The sequence below is a fragment of the Bradyrhizobium sp. 1200_D9_N1_1 genome (assembly GCF_052075915.1).
Taxonomy (GTDB): domain Bacteria; phylum Pseudomonadota; class Alphaproteobacteria; order Rhizobiales; family Xanthobacteraceae; genus Bradyrhizobium; species Bradyrhizobium diazoefficiens.
The window spans coordinates 6,110,514-6,124,704 of record NZ_CP197226.1; the positions used below are offsets into that span (position 1 = coordinate 6,110,514).

At 64.3% G+C, this 14,191-nt stretch carries 14 protein-coding genes and 1 pseudogene; 3 read left to right on the top strand and 12 right to left on the bottom strand.

What is annotated here, in order from left to right; all coding sequences use genetic code 11:
* Nucleotides 1-136 precede the first annotated feature (136 nt).
* The 3 genes from AB5K84_RS29460 to AB5K84_RS29470 form a co-directional block, all read right to left on the bottom strand.
* Complete coding sequence (locus AB5K84_RS29460) at nucleotides 137-976, bottom strand: helix-turn-helix transcriptional regulator (RefSeq protein ID WP_011086314.1); 840 nt, start codon at nucleotides 974-976, stop codon at nucleotides 137-139.
* 124 nt (nucleotides 977-1,100) lie between these two features.
* The gene (locus tag AB5K84_RS29465; RefSeq protein ID WP_038965946.1) at nucleotides 1,101-2,516 is read right to left on the bottom strand and encodes a UbiD family decarboxylase; all 1,416 of its coding nucleotides are present in this window, start codon (nucleotides 2,514-2,516) and stop codon (nucleotides 1,101-1,103) included.
* Nucleotides 2,517-2,541: 25 nt separating this feature from the next.
* A complete protein-coding gene (locus AB5K84_RS29470; RefSeq protein WP_011086312.1) occupies nucleotides 2,542-3,162 on the bottom strand; it encodes a UbiX family flavin prenyltransferase in 621 nt (206 codons plus the stop codon).
* A 161-nt stretch (nucleotides 3,163-3,323) separates the two neighbouring features.
* Between AB5K84_RS29470 and AB5K84_RS29475 the strand changes: the two genes are divergently transcribed.
* From AB5K84_RS29475 to AB5K84_RS29485, 3 genes and pseudogenes are all read left to right on the top strand, one after another.
* The gene (locus AB5K84_RS29475) at nucleotides 3,324-4,295 is read left to right on the top strand and encodes a LysR family transcriptional regulator (RefSeq protein WP_038965948.1); all 972 of its coding nucleotides are present in this window, start codon (nucleotides 3,324-3,326) and stop codon (nucleotides 4,293-4,295) included.
* A gap of 211 nt (nucleotides 4,296-4,506) precedes the next feature.
* Nucleotides 4,507-5,546, top strand: a pseudogene (locus tag AB5K84_RS29480) (Bug family tripartite tricarboxylate transporter substrate binding protein).
* Between the two features lie 418 nt (nucleotides 5,547-5,964).
* Nucleotides 5,965-6,282, top strand: a complete 318-nt coding sequence (locus AB5K84_RS29485) for an ArsR/SmtB family transcription factor (RefSeq protein WP_011086308.1) — start codon at nucleotides 5,965-5,967, stop codon at nucleotides 6,280-6,282.
* An 11-nt stretch (nucleotides 6,283-6,293) separates the two neighbouring features.
* Here the strand turns inward: AB5K84_RS29485 and AB5K84_RS29490 are convergent, their stop codons facing one another.
* The 9 genes from AB5K84_RS29490 to soxB all read right to left on the bottom strand — a co-directional run bounded on the left by AB5K84_RS29490 (nucleotide 6,294) and on the right by soxB (nucleotide 14,187).
* On the bottom strand, nucleotides 6,294-6,845 hold the full coding sequence (locus tag AB5K84_RS29490; RefSeq protein WP_011086307.1) for a YeeE/YedE thiosulfate transporter family protein: 552 nt from the start codon (nucleotides 6,843-6,845) through the stop codon (nucleotides 6,294-6,296).
* A gap of 11 nt (nucleotides 6,846-6,856) precedes the next feature.
* Nucleotides 6,857-7,408 (bottom strand): YeeE/YedE thiosulfate transporter family protein, encoded by a 552-nt coding sequence (locus tag AB5K84_RS29495; protein ID WP_011086306.1) that lies wholly within the window; start codon nucleotides 7,406-7,408, stop codon nucleotides 6,857-6,859.
* A gap of 107 nt (nucleotides 7,409-7,515) precedes the next feature.
* Nucleotides 7,516-8,607, bottom strand: coding sequence for a YeeE/YedE family protein (locus AB5K84_RS29500; protein ID WP_011086305.1), 1,092 nt, complete (start codon nucleotides 8,605-8,607; stop codon nucleotides 7,516-7,518).
* Between the two features lie 101 nt (nucleotides 8,608-8,708).
* Nucleotides 8,709-9,152: a DsrE family protein gene (locus AB5K84_RS29505; protein ID WP_011086304.1), complete on the bottom strand. Its 444-nt coding sequence runs from the start codon at nucleotides 9,150-9,152 to the stop codon at nucleotides 8,709-8,711.
* An 8-nt stretch (nucleotides 9,153-9,160) separates the two neighbouring features.
* Nucleotides 9,161-10,066: an alpha/beta hydrolase gene (locus tag AB5K84_RS29510; RefSeq protein WP_011086303.1), complete on the bottom strand. Its 906-nt coding sequence runs from the start codon at nucleotides 10,064-10,066 to the stop codon at nucleotides 9,161-9,163.
* 14 nt (nucleotides 10,067-10,080) lie between these two features.
* On the bottom strand, nucleotides 10,081-10,482 hold the full coding sequence (locus AB5K84_RS29515; protein ID WP_231166726.1) for a DsrE family protein: 402 nt from the start codon (nucleotides 10,480-10,482) through the stop codon (nucleotides 10,081-10,083).
* Nucleotides 10,483-10,541: 59 nt separating this feature from the next.
* Nucleotides 10,542-11,234, bottom strand: coding sequence for a c-type cytochrome (locus AB5K84_RS29520; protein WP_038965950.1), 693 nt, complete (start codon nucleotides 11,232-11,234; stop codon nucleotides 10,542-10,544).
* Nucleotides 11,218-12,489, bottom strand: a complete 1,272-nt coding sequence (gene soxC / locus AB5K84_RS29525; RefSeq protein WP_441232703.1) for a sulfite dehydrogenase — start codon at nucleotides 12,487-12,489, stop codon at nucleotides 11,218-11,220. The genes AB5K84_RS29520 and soxC overlap by 17 nt, the downstream gene beginning before the upstream one ends.
* A 6-nt stretch (nucleotides 12,490-12,495) precedes the next feature.
* On the bottom strand, nucleotides 12,496-14,187 hold the full coding sequence (gene soxB / locus AB5K84_RS29530) for a thiosulfohydrolase SoxB (protein ID WP_011086299.1): 1,692 nt from the start codon (nucleotides 14,185-14,187) through the stop codon (nucleotides 12,496-12,498).
* Nucleotides 14,188-14,191 lie beyond the last annotated feature (4 nt).

The following is a 14,191-nucleotide window of genomic DNA, read 5'->3' on the forward strand; positions in this document are numbered from 1 at the left end:
GCATACCTCCCGACGCGTTCTCTGACGCGACGGTGACACTTGTCAGGACAGGGGCTGCGCGGGCCATACCGCCGGCTCTCACGACTTACCAAATCGTCTCATTCGAGCGCGTGCAGCGCAAAATTAGCCGCTAGACTCAGCCCGCAAGACGCGAGACGTTGCGAAACTCGCGCGGGCTGACGCCGGCATGGTCGCGGAAGAAGCGCGTGAAATGCGCCGGCTCCGGAAAGCCGAAGCGCTCGCTGAGCTCGCCGAGCGGCGTGTCCTCGCGCATGACGGCATCGAGCGCGCGCTCCATGCGGACGACGTTGAGATAGATTTTTGGCGAGACGCCGAGCGAGGTCTCGAACAGGCGGAAGAACTGCGCGCGCGAGAGCCCTGCGCCCTTCACGAACTGATCGACGCTGCCATAGGAATCCTGCACACGCATCGCGTCCATCGCGCGGCGGATGCGCCAGTCGCAGCTCACCGCCCTCATGCCGCGGATCGAGGTCGGGAAGCTGCGCCAGGGCGTGAAGCGTTCGATCACCGCGATCATGAGATCCGACAGCGTCTGCTCGTGGGTCCGCACCGCGTCCGGATTCGCCATCATTTCGGCTGCGAGATGCAGCGTGAGCTGGCGGATGCGCGGCGACACCTCGCCCGAGGGGCGTTCGAAAAAGCCCGGCGCGCCGCTCGCGGCCCATCCGGGTCGGAACTCCTTCAGCCATTCGGGCTCGATATAGAGCGCCATGATGAGCGTGCGCGGACGGCTGGCGTCGTGCACATAGGCGTGCGGCTTCCAGCCGTCGACCAGCACGGCGGCCATGTCCGTGAGCGGCGTGACCTGATCGCCAACCAGAAACTGGGTGTCGGCGCCCTCGACCTTGAGCAGGACGTGGCAATGATGATGGGCGTGACGGACCAGCGAACGATCCATGTCGAGCAGAGCGACCCTGCCGAAAGCGCCGTGAGCGATGCGCAGGGCCGTCGACATCAGTTCCTTCCTCCCAGCGTTGCGCTGCAAAACGATTGGCTAGCTGGCGCGGCACTATAAGCGGCGTCAGCTACATATTCCAACCGCGCAAACGGACGCAAGTTGCCTTCTCGCGGTAATCGGCTCATGCGCGCGCCCCCGCAAGCAACCGCGCGACCGCGGCGCTGGGATCGGCCTGCAAGGCCGTGGCGAGATCAACCTCCTCCTCGCCCTTGACGCGAATGCGCTTGAAGGCGAGCTCGGGGGCGCTGACCGGCGCGGTCGCGTCCAGGCCCATCTTCGCGCTGATGCCATTATCGGTGGTCGGATCGAGCTTCGAGCCGAGCGCGCCCGAAACGACCATGAGATCGCGATCGGCCTGGAAGCGCGTCGCCACCGCCCATTCGATCTCCTCGGACGAGGAGATGTCGACGTCCTTGTCCACCACGATGACCTGCTTGATGTCGTAATGCGCACCGAAGGCACACATCATGACGTTCTTGGGCTCGCCGTCATTGGCCTTGTCGATCTTGATCGCGAGATGATAGCGGCAGGTGCCGCCGCGAGTCAGGCGGACGTCGATCACGCCAGGAAAGCTGCGGCGCAGATGCTGCAGCAGCGTCGCTTCGCGCGGCACGCCGCCAAGGATGAGATGCTCGAAACCGCCGCCGACGATGGTGTGGAAGATCGGCGCCTTGCGATGCGTGATCGCATCGACCTCGATCACCTCGCGATTGGCGCGCGGACCGTAATATTGGGGGAATTCGCCGAACGGGCCTTCCGGCTCGCGCACGCCCTGCAAGATCCGTCCCTCGATCACGATCTCCGCATGCGCGGGCACGCGGACCGAATTGGTGCGGCATTTGACGACGTCCACCGGCTCGCCCAGCAGAGCACCGGCAATCGCCATCTCGTCCTCGTCGAGCGCAGCGATGGCTTGGGATGCAAGCAGCAAGGCTGGATGCGCGCCGATGACGATCGCGATCTCCAGCGCCTGGCCCAACTCTTCCGCGAGGCGATAATAGGAGAATGTATGCCGCGGCAGCAGCAGCACGCCGATGCGGTTCTTGCCAGATATCTGGCAGCGGTGGATCGAGACGTTCTGCACGCCGGTCTTGGGATTGCGGGCGATCAAGAGGCCCGCGGTGATGTAGGGGCCGCTGTCGCGCTCATTGTGCTTGGGGACCGGAAGCTGGCGCAGCAGATCGATATCCTCATGCACGACCTCCTGCACGGGCCCGCTCGCCACTTCATGTGTCGGCAGCGGATGGCTCGCGGCAGCGAGGAGCTGCGGCAGCAGCTGGTCCTCGGTGACGCCGATGGACTCTGCGACCCAGTCGCGGCCGGCAAAGAGGTTGGCGACGACCGGGATCGCGTGCCCGTCGGGGCGCGGAAACAGCACGGCGCTGTCGCGCTCCAGCCGCTTGGCGATGGCGGCGAGCTCGTCCGCTAGCGCAACGCCCTCGCGCGCGATCGCGAGCTTGCCGCGCTCGGCGAGATAAGCGAGCCAGGCGCGCAGATCGGCGGGCGGGCCCTTCCTCGCAACATCTTCCATTCGCATACGGGTCTTTCCTTAAGGTCTCAGGTCAGGGCGCGATCTTGCGCAGCGACAGCGAGCGGCGCTTGAGCGCCTCGTCCTCGCCCCAGCGGCGCACGACGCCAATATCGATGTCGTAGAGGTCGAGCACGCGGCCGACCGTGTGCTCGACCATGTCGTCGAGGCTTTCGGGCTTGGCGTAGAAGGCCGGCACGGGCGGCGCGATCATCGCGCCCATCTCCGAGAGTGCCGTCATCGTCCGGAGATGCCCGGTGTGCAGCGGCGTCTCGCGCACCATCAGCACCAGGCGCCGGCGCTCCTTGAGCACGACGTCGGCAGCCCGTGTCAGCAGTGTCGTGGTCACACCGGACGCGATCTCGGACATCGAGCGCATCGAGCACGGCGCCACGATCATGCCCGCGGTGCGGAACGAGCCGCTGGAGATGGCGGAGGCCATGTCGTCGATCGCATGGTTGACATTGGCGAGCGCCCTCACCTCCGCGATCTTCAGGTCGGTCTCATAGGCAAACGTCTGCTCGGCGGTCTTCGACATCACCAGATGCGTCTCGACGCCGGCATTGCGCAGGAGCTGGAGCAGGCGCACACCATAGGTGACGCCCGAAGCGCCGGAAATGCCGATGATCATCCGCTTGGGGCTGACGTCCTGCATATCTTTGGTCTCGCTCCCTGGGGCCCGCGCCCCTCGATCAGCAAGACTAGGCAATCACAACCATCATCACAAATAATGATTGATTATATATTCGATCACCTGAGATGATGGATCGCGAGCAGGATCAGCGACCGAAGGATAGCCCCGTGGAACTCAGGCAGATGCAATATTTCCTGTGCCTGGCCGAGGAAAAGAACGTCACCCGGGCCGCGCGCCAGCTCAATATCGTGCAGCCGGCGCTGAGCATGCAGATCGCCAAGCTCGAGGCCGAGCTCGGGCAAAAACTGTTCGACCGCAGCGTCCGGGGCATGACGCTGACCAGCGCCGGCGAAGCGCTGGTGCGGCTGACGGCGCCGATCGTGCGCGATGCCGAATATGCCCGGCAGGAGATGGCACAGCTCGGCGGGCGCATCTCGGGCCGCGTCTCGGTCGGCCTCATCACGTCGGTGGCGCAAAGCACGATGGCGAGGTCGTCGGCGACCGTCGCCAGCCGCTATCCCGAGATCACGCTGTCGGTCTGCGAGGGCTACACCGAGACGCTGGTCGACTGGGTCAACACCGGCCAGCTCGATTTCGCGTTGATCAACGTGCCGCGCCGCAGGACTCCGCTGGCCGCGCATCACGTCATGGACGAGGAGATGGTGTTCGCCTGCCGTAAGGACGGCCCGATCAAGCCGCCGGCAAGACTGCGTTTCGACCACATCGCCAATGTCGACCTCGTGCTGCCCTCGAAACGGCACGGCCTGCGGCTAATCCTGGACGAGCACGCCGCCGCCGTCGGCATCGACCTGAGGCCGCGTCTCGAACTCGACACCCTGCCTGCGCTCTGCGATGTGATCGCCACCACGGATTTCGCAACCGTGCTGCCGACCATCGCACTCCGGCAATCGCTCGCGAGCGGAGCCATCCGGGCGCATCGCTTCAACGAGCAACGGATCGTGCGCTCGATTGCCTGGGTGCATCACCCGCGGCGAACGGTGTCGGTCGCGGCGAAGGCCGTGCTCGACGTCATCAGCCGCGACCTCGCGCAGGCCGCCGCCGTGGCAAAGGAGTTCGTGGAGCCTACCTCCGGTGGCACAAGCTCGTCCTCCCGAAAAAGGCGCAGAACGCCGCGGCGGAAAACGATCTCTTAGATGCAGGATTTCGGCTCGGACAAGATGTCGCGCCCGCCGCAAAATGAGACGGGTTGGTAAGTTTTGAGACCAGCCGGCATGGCAGTCGCATCAAGCCGCTAACTACGGTCCAGGCGCAATAATCGCGACCTGGCGCTCATCCCGGACGGCTCTTGTCACGGACGCTCCCTGGCCTCGCAGAACAAGACACAGTCGGGAGATTCGGTCCGAGATGACAAAGTTCGGTCGCAGCAAGATCACGGACATTTCTCAGCGGCAGAGCGAGGGATTTCATCCTCACCGGAGGTCGCTGCTCGCACTCGGCGGTGGTGCCCTGCTCGCAGCCGCGGGGATGCAGGCTGCGAACGCCCAAGACTATCCCGCCCGACCGATCCAGGTGCTCGTGCCCTTCGCCGGCGGCAGCGCCAGCGACGTGATCACCGTATCCTGCTCAACCGCATGTCCATGTCACTTGGACAGGCCTTCGTGGTCGACAATCGTCCCGGCGCTGGCGGCAATATCGGCACCGCTGCCGCGGCGCATGCCGCACCTGATGGCTACACCTTGCTGATGAGCACCTCCGGCCCGCTGGCTGCGAACAAGGCGCTTTACAAGGACCTCCCCTACGATCCGCTGAAGGACCTCGCCCCGATCGGCCTGTTCGCGACGCTGCCGAATGTCATCGTGATCAATTCGAAGCTGCCGCCGAAATCGCTGCGCGAGCTGATCGACTACGCGAAAGGACATCCCCGCGAGCTGAACTACGGGACGGTCGGGGTCGGCTCCTCGCAGCATCTGGCGGCCGCCTATTTCGAGCAGCTCACAGGCACCGAGCTCACGCACGTTCCCTACCGCAACATCGCAGCCTACACGCCGGACTTCATCGCAGGGCAGGTCCCGCTCGGATTCCAGCTCCTGCCGAACGTCCTCGGCCTGATCAAAAGCGGCGATGCGCGCCCGCTCGCGGTGGCCAGTGACAAGCGCATGACGGCGGTGCCTGATGTCCCGACTGCGGCCGAAGCCGGCCTGAAGAATTACGAGAGCGCCGCCTGGCTTGCGCTTCTTGCGCCAGCGAACACCGATAGGGCCGTCGTCGACAAGCTCTACAAAGCGATGGTCGAAGCCGTAAACGATCCGAAGGTGCGCGCCCTCTTCGTCGAGCAGGGCGCCGAGCCGCTGGTGATGGATCCCCAGGGCCTGAAGAATTTCATGACCTCGGAAACGACGAAATGGATCGGGGTCATCAAGAAGATCGGCATCGAGCCGATGTGAGCCAAGCTCTTGTGTAGAAGACCTGCCCGCATTGGCTGTCGTCAGGTTTTTCTTGATCTCCAGGTGCACACGTCGTGCACATGCCGCCCTCTAACCAGTTGAAAAACACCATCGCTCCAGTCCATCATGCGCGCCGCGGCAAATTTTCGGTCTAACATATTCATTTTATTGAGGTATTTTAACTCAGATCAGTCCTTCATGTGATTGGACCGGGAGCGGGAGTGCACACGTCACTCGTATGGCGTATGTCAGAGATCCTTGAGAACGATGGGCTTCGGTTATACTCATTCAGCGATGTGAGTATAATTCGCATGCTTATGCCGCGCCGATTCAATCGCGGGCCATTCATTAACCGGCCAAACCCGGATTTCGCTCTCATATTTAACGGCTGGCACGCAAGTGCTAACGAAACACCGTCATGCGCCGAATGAATACGAACGAACTCGAAAGGCAGGCAAAGGGGGTGGCCGCCCTGATGCGCATGCTTGCCAATGAGCATCGTCTGCTCATCGTCTGCAAGCTCGTCGAATATGGCGAAATCAGCGCGAGCGCGCTTGCCGAGGATGTCGGCCTTTCCGCTTCGGCCCTATCGCAGCACCTTGCAAAGCTGAAGACACAGCGCATCGTCGCCTGTCGGCGCGATGGTCAGACGATGTGGTACCGTGTCGCAGACCGGAGGATCGAAGAGCTGTTTTCAACGCTGCACAGGCTCTTCTGCAAGACACCAAAACGGTGACCTGTGATCTGCTACATCCGCTTCTGCTCAGCTTCCACAGATTCGATCCACCAGAAGAACAGTCCGGCGCCGACTGCAAGAGCGGCGAACCAAATGATGTCCGGGATGTTCGTCACGTCCGGAAGGCGGACTTTGCCGAGCGCCCAGACGTTGAGCACGTGCGCTTTCAGCCAATCGAAACTCAGCGCGTAAAGGATAGCACCGGCAACCATGCCGAGCGCGCCGACCAAGGCATGGATGCTGCCGGTGGCGATGGCGCCGAGCGCCGTTCCCGGGCAATAGCCATAGACCACCATGCCGATACCGAACAAAGCGGCGCCGAGCGCGATCGCCAGCATGTTGGCATCCTTCACGTAGTACTTCGTGTTGCCGGTATCGACGAGCAGCAGCACGCCGATGCCGCCGACGACGATCGCCGTGCCCATCACCTTCAGCACAGTAAAATCGCGCAGGCGAAACTGGTTCTCGATCACATTACAGTTCGTCACCTTGCCACGCTGCAGCAGGAAGCCGAAGGCAGCGCCCATTAGCACGGGGCCAAGGATTGTCATCATCGCGGTCATCTTGATTCCCTTCACCGTTTGCGGAACATGAGCGCGGAGATACCGAGTCCTGTGGCGAACATCACCGCCAGGAATAGCCAGCTCGACACCGCGAGCTGCAAACCGCCGGAAATGCCGTGTCCGCTGGTACAGCCGCCAGCAAGCCGTGCGCCGTACATGATCACGATGCCGCCGAGGAACGCGCCGACAAAGCGCTTGGCGATCGATGGTCCGAACCGCTCCTTCCAGACTTCCGGCACGAGCTCGAGCCGCCACGTGCCCGACATCACTGCGGAGAGGAATGCGCCGAGCGGGATGCCGACGAGGAACCAGACGCCGTAGTCCCACTTCAGCGGCATGCTCTTCCAGTAGGAATTCTGCGCCACAGCCTCCGGCCCGATCACCGGAACGGCGAACAGCGAGGCGACGCGCGAATAGGCGGTGGTGACGCCGAGCGGATCGCCGAACACTGCGAAGGCGATCCAGCTCAACAGCCCGATCCCGGCGCCGACGAGATAGGGCGACCAGTCGATGCGCGCAGTGCGCGGCGCTTCGCGAACGTAGCTTTCCGTGATGGTGGTCATGTGCGTTTCCCCGAGGGCGGCGCGCCCGCATTGTTGCGGCGCAATCGGCCCGCATTTGCGAAAATCATATTCAAAAAATGTAATTTAGCAAACCATAAAATATCTGATCACGCGCCCGCTGCGGGCGAGCCAGCGGCCTGCTGCGGTTGTGGCGTACCGGCACGGTCGACGAAGAGGTCGGTGAGTCCAGCCCCGAGCCACATGCCGCCGAGCACGAGCCAGGCGGTGAGCGCGAATATCGAGGCGCCGGTCACGCCCGCGCCGACCGCGCAGCCGCCGGCGAGCATCGCGCCGAAACCCATCAGCACCGCGCCGAGCAGATAGCGCCGCATGCCGAGCCCGTCGAAAAATCCCTCGAGCTTCAGCTCATGCGCGCTTGCCGCAGCGACGAACGAGCCGAGAAACACGCCGGGAATGATGCCGAGGTCGAAGCCGAGCCGGATCTGCGAGCTGTTCAAGACCAGCATCAGCAATTCGGCCGACGGTCCGCTGAAGGTGAGGCTTTTCAGCGTCACCGGTGCGAAGGAGGCCTGCGACAGCTGGTAGGTGAAGAGCCAGCCGGCGACGACGGCTACGCCCGTCGCCAGCGCGGCGAAGATCAGCCGGCGCGGCAAATGGCTGCGAAAGGCGAAGGTGAGCCCCGCGATCAGCCATAGTCCACCGAAAGCGAGCTTCTCGGGCGTACCGCCGCCGAACGCCGCCATGATGTCGCGCGACGGCCCGCCGTCGACAAGCCACAGATTGGTCACCCACTCGCGCGCAGGCGACAGCAGGCCGCGATAAGAAGCCTGCGCCGTCACCGCAAACACCAGGCCCGACAGCAGCGCCCTGAGATTGCCATTGGCCGAGAGCACGAGCAGCCGGCTGGCACAGCCGCGGGCCAGAATCATGCCGCAGCCGAACATCATGCCGCCCACGAGCGCACCGGAGATGCTGCCCTGCTGCGCGAGCTGGCGCGCCTCGGAGACGTCGAGCAGACCGAGCGCGACAAAGGCCTGCGTGCCCACCAGCGCCGCGGCAAAGGTCAGGAGCCAGACCGCAAGGCGCGGGCCGCCCTCGCCGCGGGAGAACTCGACGGCGGCGGCGCGCAGGCAGAAGCGGCTGCGCTGGGCGAAGAATCCAAAGACGCCGCCGACCAGAAGGCCGCCGAGCCATGACAGGCGGTCTTCCCCCAGGAGATCGATGAGTGTCGTCAGCACGGCCGCCTCAGTGTTCCTTTGAGGTCTGCCAAGTCTATCGCTCGCTGCGGTCGCGCCGTATGAGCCAAATCAAGGCCCGGCCGCATCGGCGCCACGCCTGCTCAGGGCCGCAGATAGGCATATCCCTGCTGTTGCAGCTCGGCGAGCCGCACCACGCCGCCCTTCTCGGCTACCACGAAGCCGGGCGTGAGGTCGTCGAGCTTGACCCCCTGCGCCTTCATGGTGTTGGCGCAGGCATCAAATCCGACGCCAGCGTCGGCGAGCTTCTTCATCATCGCAACGGTGTGATCTTCGGCGGCGAGCGCGTGGAAGGCGCGAAGCGCGGGCCCATGCACGACCAGCCTGATATCGGCCTTGCCGGGGCCACCAGCGCCATCGACATGGTTCTGGAGGTTGCCCAGAACGAAGACGACGCGGTCGGCATCGGCGAGGTGATAGACGACGCGCTGTCGCGCCGGTGTTTCCGTCGCCGCTGCCGCTTCGCGCACGGCAAGAGCACCAAATAGTCCGGCAAGGCTCGCGCCAAGCATGGATCGACGCTGCATGGTCCCTCCTAACGTGTCTGCTTGATGAATTCGGCGATACGATCGGCAGCATCTTCCGCGAACAGGTCGCGGAAGAAGTGATCGGCGTCCTCGATTCTATCGAGCTGCACCCTGCCGCCGCTCGAATCGGCAAGCGGTGCAAAGGACGCTACCACGTCGGGCACGACCGTATCCTTGGTCGCGGCGAGCACCAGCACAGGGAGCTTGAGCCGCGCCACGAGCGCCGCAGCGTCCTGGCCGGTGTCGGCGGCATAGAAGGAGGCAAAGGCGCGCGCCGTCACCACCGCGTTGCGGCAATAGATGAAGCCCGGCACGTCCATCCACTCGCCACCGCGGCCCGCCGCGACGGTCCTCGTTGCCTGCTTCAGGAACGGTTCGAGCGGCTTGCCGTAGGTCTGGGCATAGGAGGCGCGCAAGTCGGCCTCGGCTTTCGCCGTCACCGGCGCCAGCAGCACGGCACCCGCGACCGGCGGGGGTTCGCCCGCCGCCAGATAGCGCGCGACCTGGTTGCCGCCGCGCGAGTGACCGAGGGTGAAGACGAACCGCGACATGCCCCTCGCCTTGATCACCCAGGCACCGATCTCAGCAACCGCATCGTCAACGACATAGTCGTGCCGCGCCGCGCAGTCATACATGCCCTTGCGGCGGTCGAGCCCCAGCGACAGGGTATGGGCGAGCGAAGCGATGCCGCGCTGCTCAAGCGCCTTCGCGACGCCCTGAATGACTTCCATGTCCTTGTGGGCGAGCGTGCCGTGGGTCATCACGACCAGCGGCGTATCCGGTCCCATCGAGGCAGGTGTGCGCAGTGTCGCGAGGGTCGTGCGGCCGCCGGCCGACAGTTCGAGCTCCTGCTCGGCCGCGCCGGCGGGCGGCGCGAGAAGGAGCAAGACAGCCAATCCCATCAACCATCGCATCGGCGGCTCTCTCCTTACGGTCGGACAATCGTCCAGTTCTTTTCCGCGAGATCCATCAGTGCGGCAACACCAACCCGGGTGACGCTGATGCCCTCGATCAGCGGCGGTCGCCTGCCTTCCTTCACCGCAAGCGTCTCCAGGGTATTGCCGCAGGCGATGAAGCTCACATTGGGCATCGATTTCAGGAAATTCAACAGGCGCTCCTTCACCGGCGAGCGGTCGTCGAGCAGCATGTCGAGGCCGCCATTGAAGGCAACCACCACGATCTCGACGTCGTCGCCCTGCCCGGAATAATGCCGCGAGACGTTCGCCGCAACATCGAGGACGGCGCGCATCTTGGCCGGGTCGTCGTCGCTGATCTGCAGCGCGAGCCGGTGCGGTTCGGTCGCCCGGGACGGAGCGGCGGGACTTGTCATGATGAAGGCGGCAGCGAACAAACTGCGAAGCAACCCACGGCGGCTCGCCCGGCCGCGGATCATTCCACGCCCCGCGACTTTCCGTCCCTGGTATCCTCAGGGGTCACGTCGATGACGGCAGCGCGCGCGGTGATCTTCACCGGCTCGATGCAATCCCTCATGCAGGGGTCCTTCTGCCAGAACGATTTCTCGCTCGTCGCCCGATCGTCCATCACAAAGCCCTGCTCGTTCGGCATCTTGATCGTGGCAAGGTTCTTGTTGGTCAGCTCGAAATTCTGGTCGGTGACAACGTCGTTCAGGTACAGGACGTAGGCGACCAGCGCATAATACTCGTTGACCGAGAGCGACTCCGCATTGCCGTAAGGCATGGCGTGACGGACGTAGTCGAACACGGTCGAAGCGTAGGGCCAGTACGAGCCCACCGTCTTGACCGGATTGTCTGATGTCAGCGAACCCTTGCCGCCCGCCAGCACTGGCCAGCGGCCGTTACCCTCGCCGAACTCGCCGTGGCAGGTCGAGCAGTTGTCCATGAAGAGCTTCTCGCCCTGGGCGACCGTGCCCTTGCCCTCCGGCAGGCCCTGACCATCGGGCCGCACGTCGATATCCCAGCCGCGGATTTCCGCCGCGGTCGGCGCGCGGCCGACGTGATAGCGCGGACCGGCTTTGGGATCGGTCTTCTGCTGCGCGGGCGCGGGCGCGCACATTGCGCAAATGAGCAGTGCCGCGGCAGCAAACTTAAGCGACTTCGACATTCTCGACCTCACCATTGGCCTGCACATGCCAGGTCTGGATGCCATTGTTGTGATAGATGGAGTTGACGCCACGGATCTTGCGCAACTCGGCCTTGCTCGGTTGCACGTAGCCGGTCTCGTCCTGCACGCGCGATTGCAGCAGCAGCGGCTCGCCGTTCCAGTCGAACTCGTAGTAGAAGCGCGTCAGTGCCTTGTCGAGCACGGGGCCGTCGAGCCGTGCCGGCCACCAGTTGCGGCCGCCATCGAGCGACACGTCGACGCGCCTGACCTTGCCGTTTCCGCTCCAGGCCAGCCCGGAGACGATGGTGAAGCCCTTGCCGTGCCTGATCGGCGCCTGCGGACTAGGGCTCGTGATCACCGACTTGGCGTCCATCGACCAGGTGAACCGACGTGCCTTTCCGTTGGGCATCAAGTCGGTATATTTCGACGTCTCCTCGCGGGTGTGCCAGGGCTGATCGCCGACCTTGATGCGGCGCAGCCACTTGACCCAGAGATTGCCCTGCCAACCCGGCACCACGAGCCGCATCGGATAGCCCTGTTCGGGATAGAGCGCCTCGCCGTTCATCTTGTAGGCGATGATGCAGTCGTCGAGCGCCTTCTCGATCGGCAAGCTGCGATCCATCGCGGCCGCATCGGCGCCCTCGACCAGCAGCCACTTACCGTTGGTCTTGACCCCTGCTTCTTCGAGCAGCGTACGCAGCGACACGCCGGTGTACTGCACGCAATGGATCATGCCGTGGGTGAACTGACAGCCATTGAGCTGCGCGCCGCGCCACTCCATGCCGGAATTTGCTGCGCATTCCATGAAGTGAATGCGGTTGACGCGCGGATAGCGCTTCAACTCCTCCAGCGTGAGGATCAGCGGACGCTCGACGAGCCCATGGATCATCAGGCGATGATCGGCCGGATCAACCTCGGCGATGCCGCCATGATGCCGCTCGAAGCAGAGGCCGTTCGGCGTGATGATGCCTTCGAGCTCGTGCAGCGGGGTGAAGCTCACCGAGGACTCGCGCGAGGCGGTCAGCCATTCGACGTCGCGCCGGACGACATCCTTCTCGAACTTCGAAGGCTTGCCGTAGGGGCGCACGGCGACGCCCTCGCCGAGCGACTTGGTCCATTCCGGGACGTTGGGAGGCTGGTTCGCCGGATTGCCGCTGCCGGCCAAGGCGGGCTTCGCGAGCACCGACGCCGCAACGCCGGCGCCAGCGGCCAGGAAACTGCGTCGGGATTGCTGGGGACTGTCCATCTTCGACATCGCTTCTCACGCTCCCGTCACTTTGACAGCTCTGTTGGGTTCGAGGCGAACCGTCTTCTGTCGGGTCAGATAATTGGCCACGACCTCCCAGATCGGCGGCCCTTCGGTCCCTTCGTTGACGCTGGCCCAACCTGCGACCTGATATTCCCTCGCGGGATCGATCGGCGCACCGGTCTTGAGCAGCTGCATATCGGAGATGCGGCTGCCTTGCGGCTTCGCGATATCGATCGCATAGGACAGACCGCCGATGCGCACCATGTCGCCACCCTGCTGATAGTAGGGATCGACGTTGAAGAGATTGTCGGCGACGTCCTCGATGATCTCCTTCAACCGCGAACCCGTCATGCCCATGCGATAGACCGCCGGATAGGTGATCGCGGTCGCGTTGGTGACGTCCTCGAAGGTGATGTCCTGTCCCGGCAGCACGCTTGTGCCCCAGCGGAAGCCCGGCGAGAGCGCGATCTCGGCGTCGCGCTCCTGCAACAGGGCCTGGCAGATCAGGTCGTCGAAGGTGCCGTTGAAATTGCCTCGCCTGTAAAGCAGCGAATCCGTCTTGCCGAGCACCTTCGATAGCTCGGGCGCGAAGGGCTTGCGTACCTCGGCGATCTTCGCGGCCATCTCGGCATCCGCCGCGATCACATCGGAGAACAGCGGAATGAGCTTGAAGCTGTAGGCCTTGACCTCGTCGTCGCGGACGTCGAGGTCGAGCCGCGACACGAACTTGCCGGACGAGCCCGACGCGATCAGCAGGGTCTTGCCGACCTTGACCGCTTCGGGCAGCGCGTCATGGGTGTGGCCGGTCAGGATGACGTCGATGCCCTTGACGCGGGAGGCCAGCTTGCGGTCGACGTCGAAGCCGTTGTGCGAGAGCAGCACGACGAGCTGCGCCCCGTCCTTGCGCGCTTTGTCGACCTGGGCCTGCACGTCCTCCTCGCGGACTCCGAACGACCAGTTCGGGATCATCCAGCGCGGATTGGCGACCGGGGTGTAAGGGAACGCCTGGCCCAGCACCGCGATCTTGACGCCACCGCGCTCGATCATAGTCGAAGGCTCGAACGCCGCCTCGTTCCACTCGGTATCGCGGATGTTGAGGCCGAGGAAGGGGAAGCCGAGCCCCTCGATCGCCTGCTTGACCCGCTCGGTGCCGTAGGTGAATTCCCAATGTCCGGTCATGGCGTCGGGCTTGAGCAGGGCCATGCAGTCGATCATGTCCTGGCCCCGCGTCTTCAGCGAAGACCACGAGCCCTGCCAGGTATCGCCGCCGTCGAGCAGCGCGACCTTGTCGCCGCGCTCGTCGCGGATCGCCTTGATCACGGTGGCGGCCCGATCGAGCCCGCCGATCTTGCCGTAGGTCTTGGCCAGCGCCTCGAAATCCTCCGACGTCAGTGCGTACGCGGCCGAAGAACCGGGTGCGATGCCGAAGCGGGCGAGAAACTCCTTGGCCGTCACGTGCGGCGGCAGCCCCTTCGCCTCGCCGACGCCGAGATTGGTCGAAGGCTCGCGGAAGTAAAGCGGCATGAGCTGGCCGTGAATGTCGGTCACATGCACCAGCGTGACGTTACCGAGCGGCTCGAAGGCCAGCAATTCCTTCTGGGTCAGGCGCTGCTGGGCGAACGCCCGGGTCAGGCTCGAACCGGTACTGGTCGCCAGTGTCGCCGTTGCTGCAGCAACCTGGATGAACTCGCGACGAGAGATCATGCGC

Bases quoted from the DNA above. Each gene is read 5' to 3' on its own strand.
- AB5K84_RS29460 (WP_011086314.1), bottom strand. From the start codon at position 976: ATGTCGACGGCCCTGCGCATCGCTCACGGCGCTTTCGGCAGGGTCGCT.
- AB5K84_RS29465 (WP_038965946.1), bottom strand. From the start codon at position 2,516: ATGCGAATGGAAGATGTTGCGAGGAAGGGCCCGCCCGCCGATCTGCGC.
- AB5K84_RS29470 (WP_011086312.1), bottom strand. From the start codon at position 3,162: ATGCAGGACGTCAGCCCCAAGCGGATGATCATCGGCATTTCCGGCGCT.
- AB5K84_RS29475 (WP_038965948.1), top strand. From the start codon at position 3,324: ATGCAATATTTCCTGTGCCTGGCCGAGGAAAAGAACGTCACCCGGGCC.
- AB5K84_RS29485 (WP_011086308.1), top strand. From the start codon at position 5,965: ATGCGCCGAATGAATACGAACGAACTCGAAAGGCAGGCAAAGGGGGTG.
- AB5K84_RS29490 (WP_011086307.1), bottom strand. From the start codon at position 6,845: ATGACCGCGATGATGACAATCCTTGGCCCCGTGCTAATGGGCGCTGCC.
- AB5K84_RS29495 (WP_011086306.1), bottom strand. From the start codon at position 7,408: ATGACCACCATCACGGAAAGCTACGTTCGCGAAGCGCCGCGCACTGCG.
- AB5K84_RS29505 (WP_011086304.1), bottom strand. From the start codon at position 9,152: ATGCAGCGTCGATCCATGCTTGGCGCGAGCCTTGCCGGACTATTTGGT.
- AB5K84_RS29510 (WP_011086303.1), bottom strand. From the start codon at position 10,066: ATGCGATGGTTGATGGGATTGGCTGTCTTGCTCCTTCTCGCGCCGCCC.
- AB5K84_RS29515 (WP_231166726.1), bottom strand. From the start codon at position 10,482: ATGACAAGTCCCGCCGCTCCGTCCCGGGCGACCGAACCGCACCGGCTC.
- AB5K84_RS29520 (WP_038965950.1), bottom strand. From the start codon at position 11,234: ATGTCGAAGTCGCTTAAGTTTGCTGCCGCGGCACTGCTCATTTGCGCA.
- soxC (WP_441232703.1), bottom strand. From the start codon at position 12,489: ATGTCGAAGATGGACAGTCCCCAGCAATCCCGACGCAGTTTCCTGGCC.
- soxB (WP_011086299.1), bottom strand. From the start codon at position 14,187: ATGATCTCTCGTCGCGAGTTCATCCAGGTTGCTGCAGCAACGGCGACA.